The organism is Micromonospora sp. WMMD961 (assembly GCF_029626145.1).
In the GTDB taxonomy this organism is placed as follows: Bacteria; Actinomycetota; Actinomycetes; order Mycobacteriales; family Micromonosporaceae; genus Micromonospora.
Genome location: NZ_JARUBJ010000002.1, coordinates 3636972 through 3649211 on the forward strand (window position 1 = coordinate 3636972; position 12240 = coordinate 3649211).

General features: G+C 72.2%; 13 protein-coding genes. 8 read left to right on the forward strand and 5 right to left on the reverse strand.

Going from position 1 to position 12240, the window contains the following annotated elements:
• Positions 1 to 42 precede the first annotated feature (42 nt).
• Together O7614_RS16490 and O7614_RS16495 are read right to left on the reverse strand one after the other, a co-directional pair.
• Entirely contained in the window at positions 43 to 1026 is a 984-nt protein-coding gene (locus O7614_RS16490) for a LysR family transcriptional regulator (protein ID WP_278139347.1), read from the reverse strand.
• A gap of 85 nt (positions 1027 to 1111) precedes the next feature.
• On the reverse strand, positions 1112 to 1720 hold the full coding sequence (locus O7614_RS16495; RefSeq protein WP_278139348.1) for a hemerythrin domain-containing protein: 609 nt from the start codon (positions 1718 to 1720) through the stop codon (positions 1112 to 1114).
• A gap of 183 nt (positions 1721 to 1903) precedes the next feature.
• Here O7614_RS16495 and O7614_RS16500 point away from each other — a divergent pair, with 183 nt between their 5' ends.
• Both O7614_RS16500 and O7614_RS16505 read left to right on the forward strand, forming a co-directional pair.
• Positions 1904 to 3232: a M20/M25/M40 family metallo-hydrolase gene (locus O7614_RS16500; RefSeq protein WP_278139349.1), complete on the forward strand. Its 1329-nt coding sequence runs from the start codon at positions 1904 to 1906 to the stop codon at positions 3230 to 3232.
• Between the two features lie 59 nt (positions 3233 to 3291).
• On the forward strand, positions 3292 to 3954 hold the full coding sequence (locus O7614_RS16505) for a hypothetical protein (RefSeq protein ID WP_278139350.1): 663 nt from the start codon (positions 3292 to 3294) through the stop codon (positions 3952 to 3954).
• Between the two features lie 202 nt (positions 3955 to 4156).
• Here O7614_RS16505 and O7614_RS16510 read toward each other — a convergent pair whose 3' ends face one another.
• Together O7614_RS16510 and O7614_RS16515 are read right to left on the reverse strand one after the other, a co-directional pair.
• Positions 4157 to 4348 (reverse strand): DUF5703 family protein, encoded by a 192-nt coding sequence (locus O7614_RS16510; protein ID WP_013734349.1) that lies wholly within the window; start codon positions 4346 to 4348, stop codon positions 4157 to 4159.
• A gap of 82 nt (positions 4349 to 4430) precedes the next feature.
• Positions 4431 to 5402 carry an aldo/keto reductase gene (locus O7614_RS16515; protein ID WP_088989714.1) on the reverse strand — a complete coding sequence of 324 codons (972 nt, stop codon included), beginning with the start codon at positions 5400 to 5402 and terminating at the stop codon, positions 4431 to 4433.
• A gap of 186 nt (positions 5403 to 5588) precedes the next feature.
• Between O7614_RS16515 and O7614_RS16520 the strand changes: the two genes are divergently transcribed.
• From O7614_RS16520 to mshC, 6 genes are all read left to right on the forward strand, one after another.
• The gene (locus O7614_RS16520; RefSeq protein WP_278139351.1) at positions 5589 to 6641 is read left to right on the forward strand and encodes an LLM class F420-dependent oxidoreductase; all 1053 of its coding nucleotides are present in this window, start codon (positions 5589 to 5591) and stop codon (positions 6639 to 6641) included.
• Complete coding sequence (locus O7614_RS16525) at positions 6638 to 7474, forward strand: undecaprenyl-diphosphate phosphatase (protein ID WP_278139352.1); 837 nt, start codon at positions 6638 to 6640, stop codon at positions 7472 to 7474. Before O7614_RS16520 ends, O7614_RS16525 begins: the two co-directional genes overlap by 4 nt.
• Positions 7475 to 7632: 158 nt before the next feature.
• Positions 7633 to 8346, forward strand: coding sequence for a histidine phosphatase family protein (locus O7614_RS16530; RefSeq protein ID WP_278139353.1), 714 nt, complete (start codon positions 7633 to 7635; stop codon positions 8344 to 8346).
• A 184-nt stretch (positions 8347 to 8530) separates the two neighbouring features.
• Positions 8531 to 9112 (forward strand): DUF3090 domain-containing protein, encoded by a 582-nt coding sequence (locus tag O7614_RS16535; protein WP_278139354.1) that lies wholly within the window; start codon positions 8531 to 8533, stop codon positions 9110 to 9112.
• On the forward strand, positions 9109 to 9927 hold the full coding sequence (locus tag O7614_RS16540) for an SCO1664 family protein (protein WP_278139355.1): 819 nt from the start codon (positions 9109 to 9111) through the stop codon (positions 9925 to 9927). The genes O7614_RS16535 and O7614_RS16540 overlap by 4 nt, the downstream gene beginning before the upstream one ends.
• 66 nt (positions 9928 to 9993) lie before the next feature.
• Positions 9994 to 11232 (forward strand): cysteine--1-D-myo-inosityl 2-amino-2-deoxy-alpha-D-glucopyranoside ligase, encoded by a 1239-nt coding sequence (gene mshC, locus O7614_RS16545; protein WP_278139356.1) that lies wholly within the window; start codon positions 9994 to 9996, stop codon positions 11230 to 11232.
• Positions 11233 to 11387: 155 nt separating this feature from the next.
• On the opposite strand, the gene O7614_RS16550 is transcribed toward mshC, so the two are convergent.
• On the reverse strand, positions 11388 to 12179 hold the full coding sequence (locus O7614_RS16550; protein ID WP_278139357.1) for a GntR family transcriptional regulator: 792 nt from the start codon (positions 12177 to 12179) through the stop codon (positions 11388 to 11390).
• Positions 12180 to 12240: the final 61 nt, after the last annotated feature.

Sequence of the window (12240 nt, forward strand, 5' to 3'; positions counted from 1 at the left end):
CAACGGCGGTTCGCACCGCCACCGGCAGGTGATTACCTCCGGTCAGACGACCGGCCGGATTCCGCTGGGCTGCCGCACCCCGAACCCCGGGTTGCTCATCAGCCAGGCCAGGTACGCCGGATGCGGGGCCAACGAGTCGACGTACGCCGCCTTGGCAGTCTCCACCACCAGCTCGGCGCCCTGGGCGGCGAGGGAGTCGGGATGCCAGCCGAGCAGGAGCCGCCAGCGCAGCGGTGTCCCGGCGAGCCGACGGGTCACCAACCCGGCCACCGGACGGAACGTCGCCTGGCACAGCGCCACCGCCACGCCGGCGTCCACCAGGTCGATGCAGCCGCGGATGTCGGTCTCGTACACCTTGCGGGGGGTGAAGCCGGCGCGGGCGCACGCGGCGGCGAAGCAGTCGCCGAAGCAGCCGTCGCCCGGCGCGGCCACCCACTGCTCGTGGCGCAGGTCCGCCAGGCGCACCTCCTCCTGTACGGCGAGGGGGTGCGTCTCCGGCAGCAGCACCAGCACCGGGTCGACGGCCACCTCCTGCCAGCTCAATCCGAAACCCGCCGACGGACTGGCGTCGCCACACACACCGGTGAGCGCGAAGTCCAGCCGGCCGCCGGCCACCAACTGCGCCAACTCGTCCACCGACCAGGAGGCGAACGTGGTGATCTGGATCGGTGGCTGCTCGGCCGCCAACCGGTGCACCAACCGGCCCAGGATCGGGCTGTTCACCCCACCGAACCGGTAGCAGGTGGGAGAACCGCCGGCCCCCGCCAGCCGGGCCGCCTCGTCCTGCAGCCCCTTCATCGCCGGCAGCAGGACCCGGGCCCGGGCCAGCACCAGCTCGCCGAGCGCGGTGGGTCGGGCACCACGCCGGTCCCGGTCGAACAGCGGACCGCCCAGGGTCCGCTCGATGCGTTGGAGCTGGGCGGTGAGGGCCGGCTGGGCCAGGCCGAGCGCCGAGGCCGCCTTCGTCACACTCCCCGTCTCCGCGATCGCGCAGACCACCCGCAGGTGACGCAGCTCCAGGTTCATACGGTGACGGTAGGACTACGTGTCAGCCGGCGGAATAGCCCGAGCGGATCGGTGATAATGAATGCACTTCGGGGCGGGCGGGCGCTCAGTCGCGGGGTGGCTCCGGCAGGTCCGCCAGGTACGTCGGTCGCCGGGTCACCGCGTCGAGCACCTTGTCCACCACACCGACCGCCGGCTCCACGATCCGGTTCCACGGCGGGGTGGCCGGAGTGCTCGGGTGCGGGCGGGTGGGCGCCGCCTCCTCGGCGATCTCCAACCGGTTGCCCAGACGGATCAGCTCCTCCTCGGTCGCGACCGCGCGCAGCTCGGTGACGAGCGCGCCCACCCCCTCGACGTGCTGGCGAACCCGCTCGGCGACGTCGGTCAGCGCCGCGTCCGTCAGACCCTTCAGGGTGTTCAGCAGGCCGGCGTCGGCGGCGATCTCGGCGTCCACCCGTTCGGCGGCGCCCGGCAGAGCGGCGCGCACCGCCGGCAGCAGGTACTGCTCCTCGGCGGACAGGTGCCGCGACAACGCGGCGGTGAGCACCGCCAGTGCCTCCTGCGGTGTGGCGTCCGGGCCGGTCAACTGGTCCAGCAGCGACAGCAGTTGCCGGTGCTCCCGGTCGACGATGTCGGCGATGCTGCGACCAGCGGGCCGGTAGCCCTCCTCGGAGGCGGGCGCGGGCGGCAGCGGCGGCAGGGGAACGGCGGACATGGTGCCCTCCTCGACTGGCGGGCGGAAGCTCCGGCAGGGGACGAACGGTCGTGGGCGGCGGTACCCGAACGCGGCCACCGCGAAACCGGCCCGTCGATGTGTCGACTCGCGGACGCCGGCGCGCCGGCATTTCCGCGCCGGTGCGCCGGCCCGTCGACCAACTCGGGCTGGTATGAAGAGGCGATGACGAGCGATGCCGCCTCCGCCCTAGCCGACCCCACCGCAGAGGTCGTCGACCTCTGCCGCGACCTGCTGCGCATCGACACCACCAACACCGGGGACAACGACACCAGCGTCGGTGAGCGCCGCGCGGCCGAGTACGTGGCGGAGAAGCTCGCCGAGGTGGGCGTGGAGTCCGTCCTGCACGAGTCTGCTGCGGGCCGGGCGAACGTGGTGGCCCGAATCCCGGGCACCGACCCCAGCCGGGGCGCGCTGCTGGTGCACGGCCACCTGGACGTGGTGCCCGCCGACGCCGACGAGTGGTCGGTGCACCCGCTCTCCGGGGAGCTGCGCGACGGCTACCTGTGGGGTCGCGGCGCAATCGACATGAAGGACTTCGACGCGATGGTGCTGGCCGTCGTGCGGCACTGGCAGCGCACCGGCGTACGACCGCCGCGCGACATCGTGCTCGCGTACACCGCCGACGAGGAGGCGGGCAGCGACTACGGCGCGCGTTTCCTGGTGGACAACCACCGGGGCCTCTTCGACGGCTGCACCGAGGCGATCGGCGAAGTCGGCGGCTTCTCCTACTCGGTCAACGACAGTCAGCGGCTCTACCTCATCGAGACGGCCGAGAAGGGCATCGACTGGCTGCGGCTGCACGCCAAGGGTCGCCCCGGGCACGGCTCGATGGTGCACGACGACAACGCGGTCACCGCGCTCGCCGAGGCGGTCGCCCGGATCGGCCGGCACCGCTTTCCGGTGGTGGTCACCGACACCGTACGGGCCTTCCTGACCGAGGTCTCCGACCTGCTCGGCATCGAGTTGGACCCGGACGACCCGGAGACGGCCATCGCCAAGCTCGGCCCGATCGCCAACCTGATCGGCGCGACCATCCGCAACACCGCCAACCCGACCCGGTTGAGCGCCGGTTACAAGGACAACGTCATCCCCGGCCGCGCCACCGCCACCATCGACTGCCGCAGCCTGCCCGGTCAGTCCGAGCTGCTGGAGCGGCAGCTGCGCGAGCTGGTCGGCCCGGACATCGCGATCGAGTACGTCCAGCGGCAGCCGGCGCTGGAGACCACGTTCGACGGTGACCTGGTCGAGGCCATGTCGGCGGCCCTGCGTGCCGAGGACCCGGGGGCGCGGCCGGTACCGTACATGCTCTCCGGTGGCACCGACGCCAAGGCGTTCTCCCAGCTCGGCATCCGCTGCTTCGGGTTCGCCCCGCTCCGGCTGCCCGCCGACCTGAACTTCTCGGCGTTGTTCCACGGCATCGACGAGCGCGTTCCGGTTGACGGACTACAGTTCGGCGTGCGGGTGCTCGACCGGTTCCTCCGCACCTGCTAGCCGCGTCCGGCAGTTGTCGCCGGGCGCGCAATCTCCCCATCGTGAAGGGACTGCCCCACATGACCGACCAGCACGGTGAGCTGGACGCCGCTCTCGAGCGCGTGATCGAAGCGGCCCGCCACCACCTGGCCGCCGTACGCGCCGCTGAGGGCCGCGTCGACGACGACGACGTCTGGCAGGCGTACGTGGCGTTGAACAACGCCTCCTTCGCGTACGACGAGCGGCTGCTCGACGCCTTCGGCGAGGTGACGCCGTGGGATGTCGACTCGATCGACCCGGACGAGGCCGACGAGCGTTTCGGCGGTGCCGACGGGGCCGAGGCCAGCGACCCGCACCCGCGGGTGATCTCGGTGCGCCAGCGCCGTGACTACCGGGTGCCGAGTGTGGCCGCGCTGCTGCGCGTGGCCGAGGCTGCCCGGCGCGAGGGGACCCCGGAGGACGACGAGCCGGCACCGGTGGAGGGCGTCGGCGAGGCGGTGCTGGAGCTGCTGCAGAGCGGCGACGGCTCGCTCGGCGCGCTGGACGTCCCGGAGCTGGAGCCGCTCGACGGGGTGGTCATGGTCAGTGAGGTGGGCACCCCCGTCGACCTGGAGTCGTTCGACGACGACGACGCGGTCGGCCCGTTCCAGCCGGCGGCCGACGACCGGCTGGTCGGCCGGCTCGACGAGCACCCGTTCCTGGAGCTCGACGACGACCACGACCACGCCGGGCACCAGCACTAGACGCACCGATGTGCTGTTGAGCGATAGACCTCAGAGGTATGAATATGACTCTGAGGTCTATCGCTCACTACCGCATCCGTCGCGACGGCGGCGACCGACGGTCACCGCCGGCCGGCTGCGCCCACCGCCCCAGCCAGGGTGCGGACTTCCTCGTCTGGTCGACGGCCCGGGGCCCGCACAGGCCCCGGGCGCCACGGCCCGTTCAGTACGACAGGCCCGGCTGCGGCTGGTTGACCCGCCGGCGACGCAGCACCACCTGCCGCGTGCCGTCGCGGTACAGCCGCACCCGGGCCAACTCCCATCCGGAGAACTCTGCCTGGATCGCCAACTGCGCCGCGGCGGTCAACCGGTCGACGTTCGGCGGCAACCGCAGCGGCGCGTATTCGTAGTCCATGCCATCCATGCTGCCCAGCCCAGCGGCCATTCGCCACCCCCTCCGGGGTGACCGACGCCGCTGCGACGGCGCGCCCCTCGGGTCAGCCGTCGCGCTCGGGGTAGCCGACCGGCACGGCCGAGACGTCGTCCAGCGCTGTGGTGATCTCCTCGGGCAGTGTGATCCGTTCCACCTGGAGAGCGCCGAGCAACTGACCCACCGTCCGGGCGCCGAGGATCGGCGCGGTCACCCCCGGCCGGTCCCGGATCCAGGCCAACGCCACCTCCAGCGGCGACACCCCCAACCCACCGGCCGCCGTCGCCACCGCCTCCACGATGCTGGAGCAGCGCGGTTCCAGGTAGGTCGCGACGAACCGTTCGAAATGCGGCGACGCGGCCCGGGAATCCGCCGGACGGCCGTGCCGGTACTTGCCGGTCAGCACCCCCCGGCCCAGCGGGGACCAGGGCAGCACGCCGAGACCGAGCGCGTCGCACGCGGGCAGCACCTCCCGCTCCACACCCCGTTCCAGCAGCGAGTACTCCACCTGGGCGGCGACCACGGGCGCCCGGCCTGGCCAGGCGGTCTGCCAGGCGGCGGCCCGCGCGGTCTGCCAGCCGGAGAAGTTCGACACCCCGACGTAGCGGACCTTGCCGCTGGCCACCGCGTGGTCCAGCGCGGCCAGGGTCTCCTCGAGCGGGGTGTCCGGGTCGTAGCCGTGCACCTGGAACAGGTCGACGTGGTCGGTGCCGAGCCGGCGCAGCGACGCGTCCAATGTCCGGAGCAGGTGCCCCCGGGAGCCGTCGCGACGTCGGCCGCTGCCCGGCCGCAATCCGGCCTTGGTGGCGATGAGCAGCTCCTCGCGCGGCACGAGGGAGCCCAGCAGCGAGCCGATCACCGACTCGGCGTCACCGTCGCCGTACACGTCGGCGGTGTCGATCAGGTTGCCGCCCGCGTCCAGGTAACTCTTCAACTGGGCGGCCGCATCGTCGGCGTCGGTGTCCCGGCCCCAGGTCATGGTGCCGAGCGCGAGCCGGGAAACCGCCAGCCCGCTTCGGCCGAGCGGTCGCTGTTGCATGGGTGAACCTTATTTCGAACCTGCCGCCACGGATATCCTCGCTCCCGTATCTCTGCCGGTTCTGCCGGTTCCGCCGCCCGGGGCTGTCCCGATGGAGGGGGGATCAAAGGTGTCGAGCCGGTGATCGACTCCGTTATCGGCATTGCGTAACCTGGTGCGACCTGTGCCACGGATGGGGGAGGACCAGTGCGACTCGGGCTCAGTCTTGGATACCAGACGGCGTGGAGCACACCGGCCGACCACCTGGCGCTGGCGCAGGAGGCGGACCGGCTGGGCTATTCGGTGGTGTGGGCGGCGGAGGCGTACGGCTCCGACTCGCCCAGCATGCTGGCCTGGATGGCCGGCCAGACCGAACGGATCGACGTCGGCGCCGCGGTGATGCAGATCCCCGCCCGTACGCCGGCGGCCACCGCGATGACCGCCGCCACCATCGACGCGCTCTCCGGTGGCCGGTTCCGCCTCGGCCTGGGCGTCTCCGGGCCGCAGGTCTCCGAGGGCTGGCACGGGGTGCGGTTCGCCAAGCCCCTCGCCCGCACCCGCGAGTTCGTCGACATCGTGAAGCTGGCCGTCGCCCGCAAGGAGGTGGCGTACGACGGCGAGCACTACACGCTGCCGCTGCCGGACGGCCCTGGTAAGGCCCTGCGGCTGGGCTTCCACCCACCCCGCGAGCACATACCGATCTACCTGGCCGCGGTCGGTCCGAAGAACCTGGAGCTGGCCGGCGAGATCGCCGACGGCTGGCTGGCCGTGTTCTACGCCCCGGAGTTCGCCGAGGAGCAGCTCGCCTCGGTCCGCGCCGGGCGGGCCAAGGTCGGCAAGGAGTTGGCCGGCTTCGACGTGGTGCCGTCGGTGCCCGTGGTGATCGGTGACGACGTGGCCTCCTGCGCCGAGCTGGTGCGCTGGTACGCGGCGCTGTACGTGGGTGGCATGGGCAGCCGCCAGCAGAACTTCTACAACCAGCTGGCCACCCGGATGGGGTACGGCGACGCCGCCCGCGAGGTGCAGGACCTGTACCTGGCCAAGCGGCAGCGTGACGCCGCGGCGGCCGTACCCATGGAGTTCATCGACCGGACGTCGCTGCTCGGCCCGAAGGAGCGCGTCGCCGAGCGGATGCGGGAGTACGCCGCCGCCGGTGTGACCACGCTGTCGGTGACGCTGTTCGTGGCCGACCGGGACAGTGGGATCCAGACCCTGCGTACCGTGGCCGAGGCACTTGATCTTTCGGGAGTCGGCGAGTGACCTGGGTCGAGGCCATCGTCCTGGGCATCGTCCAGGGACTGACCGAGTTCCTTCCGGTCAGCTCGTCGGGGCATCTTCGGATCACCTCGGCGATCTTCTTCGACCGCGACGCGGGCGCGTCGTTCACCGCGGTCACCCAGCTCGGCACCGAAGCGGCCGTGTTGATCTACTTCGCGAAGGACATCTGGCGGATCACCCGGACCTGGCTGGTCGGCATCCGGGACACGTCGGTCCGGTCCAGCCTCGACTACCGGATGGGCTGGTACGTGATCGTCGGCTCGATCCCGATCGGGCTGTTCGGCTTCCTGTTCAAGGACCAGATCAAGACCGCCGGGCGCAACCTGTGGGTGGTGGCGACCACGTTGATCGTGTTCGCGTTCGTGTTGGCGTTCGCCGAGTACTGGGGGCGGCAGACCCGCACCCTGGAGAACTTCCGGATGAAGGACGGCATCGTGATGGGCTTCGCCCAGGCGATGGCGCTGGTCCCCGGGGTGTCCCGCTCCGGTGGCACGCTCACCGCCGGCCTGCTGCTCAACCTGACCCGGGAGGCGGCGGCACGGTACTCGTTCCTGCTGGCCATTCCGGCGGTGGTGATGTCCGGCGTGTTCAGCCTCGGGGACGTCTTCGAACCGTCCGCCCCGGGCACGTCCGCGCCGTCGGTGGCCCAGATGATCGTGGCGACCGTCATCGCCTTCGGCATCGGGTACGCGGCCATCGCCTGGCTGCTGCGCTACGTCGCCCACCACACCCTGTACGTCTTCGTGCTGTATCGGGTAGCGCTGGGCACCCTGGTCCTGGCTCTGCTGCTCACCGGCACGATCGAGGCCACCTGACCGACGGACGGTCGACCGTCTCCGTACCCGCCGCCGCTGGCCGGCCCCCGACCTCCGGGGGCCGGCCAGCGGCGTGACGCGCGGACGCCCGCACCGGCCGGTACTACGCGGCCCAGACCCGTGCCCGTGCAGGTCGGCGCCGCGGCGGAGGCCCTAGGGTGGTCACCGTGGCGACCCTTCTGCTTCTGCGACACGGCCGGACCACGGCGAACGCCGACGGTGGCCTGGCTGGCCGGCAACCGGTCGAGCTGGACGACACCGGGCGCGCCCAGGCCGCCGCGGTGGGCGAGCGGCTGCGGGCGCTGCCGCTGGCCGCCGTCGTGACGAGCCCGCTGATCCGCTGCCGGCAGACCCTGGAGCTGGCGCTGCCGCAGGCCACGCCGGTCGTCGAGGACGGTCTGATCGAGTGTGACTACGGCAGCTGGGAGGGGCAGCCGCTGAAGAAGCTCGCCAAGGAGCCGCTCTGGCCGGTGGTGCAGCAGCGCCCCAGTGCGGCGGTCTTCCCCGACGGGGAGGCGATGGCGGCGATGTCCGCCCGGGCGGTGGCGGCGGTTCGGTCGTGGGACGCCCGGGTGAGCGCCGAGCACGGTCCCGAGGCGGTGTGGTTGGCGTGCAGCCACGGTGATGTGATCAAGGCCATCGTGGCGGACGCGCTCGGCGTACACCTGGATCTCTTTCAGCGGGTCGTGGCCGACCCGGCGTCGGTGACCGCGATCCGGTTCACGCCGCTGCGGCCGTTCCTGCTCCGGCTCAACGACACCGGCGGTGACCTGTCGGGCCTGGTGTCGCCGCCCCGCAAGCGGCGTCGGCGGGCACCCCGCGCGGCCGATTCGGACGCCGCCGTCGGCGGCGGGGCCGGTGCGGGCTCGTGACGACGCCGGGCAACGTCCACCCGGCCGCACCATCCCCCACCGGTCGACGGCCGAGGCGCGCGCGGGCCGGCGGCGGGGCCGCCACGCCCGGGTGTAGCCGCTGGTACGCCGGGCGCGCCGCCGAGGCGGCGATTCGGGTCGGTGGGGTGCGCGGTGCCATGGCGGGCCGGATAGGGTCGTGGGTATGACCCACCAGGTGCATGCCTTCGAACCGCCGGAGCGGTTCGTCGCCGGGACCGTCGGCCCGCCGGGGGAGCGCGCCTTCTTCCTGCAGGCCCGTGGCGGCGGTCGGCTGGTCAGCGTCGCGCTGGAGAAGGTCCAGGTGTCCCTGCTCGCCGAGAAGCTGGAAGAGCTGCTCACCGAGGCGCAGCGTCGCTTCGGGGTGGACCTGCCCGAGCTGGCACCGGTGATCGGTGACAACGAGCCGCTGGACACCCCGGTCGACGAGGAGTTCCGGGTCGGGACCCTCGGGCTGGCCTTCGACGTGGACACCGCGACCGTGGTGATCGAGGCGATCGCTGCGGGTGAGGTGGAGCCCGAGGTCGAGCTGGGCGACGAGGACGACGACGATGACGACGACGAGGACGAAGAGCCGGACGAGGACCTGGATCGGCTCCGGGTCCGGCTCACCCCGCAGGCGACCCGCCAGTTCATCGAGCGGGCCCGGCGAGTGGTCAACGCGGGCCGGCCGCCGTGCCCGCTCTGCGGCCAACCGTTGGACCCCGCCGGGCACCTCTGCCCGCGGCACAACGGTTATCACCGGTGACCTCGTCCGGCCTCCAGCCCCGCCAGGACGGTGACGCCGCGCTTCGGCTGTTGCGCGACGGTGTGCTCGACCTGGAAGGTCGGCTGGTCGACGCGTCGAACACCACGCTGCGCGGCATCCTGACCCTGGACGGGGTCACCGCCCGCTGCGTCTACAAGCCGGTGCGGGGCGAACGACCGCTCTGGGACTTCCCGGACGGCACGCTGGCCGGCCGGGAGGTCTCGGCGTACCTGGTCTCCGAGGCGACGGGTTGGGGCCTGGTGCCGCCCACCGTGCTGCGCGACGGCCCGTTCGGCCCCGGCTCCTGCCAGTTGTGGATCGACGAGCCGGAGGACGCCGAGGCGCTGGTCGGGTTCCTGCCGGCCGACGAGCTGCCGCCCCGCTGGTTCCCGATCGCCGCGGCCCGCGACGACGACGGCAGCGCGTACGTGTTGGCGCACGCCGAAGACCCGCGGCTGGCCCGACTGGCGGTGCTCGACGCGGTGATCAACAACGCCGACCGTAAGGGTGGTCACGTGCTGGTCGGCGCGGACGACCGGATCTACGGCGTGGACCACGGGGTGAGCTTCCACGTGGAGGACAAGCTGCGCACGGTGCTCTGGGGTTGGGCCGGCGGGCAGCTTCCCCCGGACGCCGTGGAGATGCTCGACGGGCTCGCCGGGAAGGTCGCCGGGGCGCTCGGCGCGGAGCTGGCCGACCACCTGACGATCAGCGAGGTGGCCGAACTGGCCTCCCGGATCGACCGGCTGCGGGAGGCTGGCCGTTTCCCACAGCCGCCGGAGGACTGGCCGGCGATGCCCTGGCCACCCATGTGAGCCGCTGTCATCTTGATCACCGGTGGGGCGCTCCGGCGTCGTCGTCGGGCTGGTTAGGCTGATCCCATGGAGTCTTGGGCGGGACACGAGGTGCCACGGCTGCCGGGCACGGGCGTGCCGTTGGCGTTGTACGACTCGGCGCGCCAGGGCGTGCACCCGAGTGATCCGGCCGACGCGGCCAGCATGTACGTCTGCGGCATCACCCCGTACGACGCCACCCACCTCGGCCACGCCGCCACCATGATCACGTTCGACCTGGTGCAGCGGATGTGGCGCGACGCCGGCCGCCCGGTGCGCTACGTGCAGAACGTCACCGACATCGACGATCCGCTGCTGGAGCGGGCCGCCCGCGACGGCGAGGACTGGGTGGTCCTCGCGATGCGGGAGACCGCCCTGTTCCGGGAGGACATGGAGGCGCTGCGGATCATCCCGCCGGAGCACTACGTGGGTGCTGTGGAGTCGATCCCGGACATCGCCGACAAGGTCGAGGTGCTCGTCAAGGACGGTGCCGCGTACCGACTCGACGACGGCACGGGCGACGTCTACTTCGACATCTCCGCCACCGGCCGGTTCGGTTACGAGTCGAACCTGACCCGCGAGCAGATGCTGGAGATCTTCCCGGACCGCGGCGGTGACCCGGACCGGGCCGGCAAGCGTGACCCCCTCGACCCGCTGCTGTGGCGCGGCGTCCGCGAGGGTGAGCCGTCCTGGCCGGGCGGGGAGCTGGGCCCGGGCCGCCCCGGCTGGCACATCGAGTGCGCGGTGATCGCCCTGAACCTGCTCGGCGACCGGATCGACGTGCAGGGCGGCGGCAACGACCTGCTGTTCCCGCACCACGAGGCGTCCGCCGCGCACGCCGAGCGGCTCACCGGTCAGGCGCCGTTCGCGCAGCACTACGTGCACGCCGGGATGATCGGCCTGGACGGCGAGAAGATGTCCAAGTCCCGGGGCAACCTGGTCTTCGTGTCCCGGTTGCGCGCCGACAAGGTCGACCCGATGGCGATCCGGCTGGCGCTGATCTCCGGGCACTACCGTGCCGACCGCACGTGGACCGACGAGCTGCTCACCGCCGCGCAGGAGCGCCTGGCCCGCTGGCGGCGGGCCGCCGCCGCGCCGGCCGGGCCGTCCGGGGCCGAGCTGCTGGCCGGGGTACGCGCACGCCTGGCCGACGACCTGGACACGCCCGGTGCTCTGGCGGTCGCCGACCGCTGGGCCGAGGCGACCCTCGCCGGGGCGGCGGACGACACCGAAGCGCCAGCCCTCTTCGCAAAGACGGTGGACGCCCTCCTGGGCATCCACCTCTAAGAGCACCCCACCCCACCCACCCCACCCCACCCACCCCACCCCACCCCACCCCACCCACCCCACTCGCGTCGATCTTGGACTTGTGGTGGCCGAAGTGCTGTATTTCGCACCTTTGATGGGGCACCACAACTCCATGATCGACGAGTGGGTGGGGGTTAGCCGAGGACCAGGCCGGGGTCGGGTTCCGGGTCGGGGGTCGGGGCGGGGATCTTGTACTCCTCGGTGAGGGTGGTCATCGGGCCGGGCCAGGTGGCCTGGGCCACCTCGATCGGTTTGCGGTTCGCGTCGTACGCGACGTGCAGCAGGTGCAGCACCGGGGTGTCCGGCCGGATCTGGAGGGTCTCGGCCTCCTCCCGGCTGGGCTGGCGGGCGCTGATCGTGTCGGTGGCCGAGACGTACCGTCGTCCAGTGACCTCCTCGGCCTCCTGGTAGAGCGGCCGGCCGAACGCCTCGGCGCGCTCCAGCGAGGTGCCCGCGGTGTCGCGGGGCAGGAACCAGGAGGCGCCCACCTCGACGGGGGAGTCGTCGGTGCGGACGAGGTGCCGGCGGCAGAGCAGGTCGGTGCCGTCGGGTACCCCGAACGCGTCGGCGACCTCGGCGGGGGCGGGGGAGCGGCCGACCGAGACGAGTTGCTGACGGTATCGGGCGGCCAGGTCGGTGTGGTAGCCGCGGAAGCCGCCGTACCGCCCTCGGGAGAGTCGGTTGAGTCGGCGGCGGGTGCCCCGGACGTACGTACCGGAGCCGGGTTTGGTGATCAGGATGCCTTCGACCCGCAGCTGGTCGACGGCGCGTTGCACGGTCTGCTTGGCGACGCCGAACATCTCGGCGATGGCCGGGATGGACGGCAGTCGCTCGCCCGGCCCCCAGTCGCCGCGGCGGACCTGGGCCTTGAGCTGCGCGGCGATCTGTCGGTGCGGGAACTCCGCGGCCCCGGGATTGATCTGCACACCCGCCTCCTTGATCACATCTAGGTTCCTAGGATGCCCTAGAGGGTGTGGCGGCGCTACC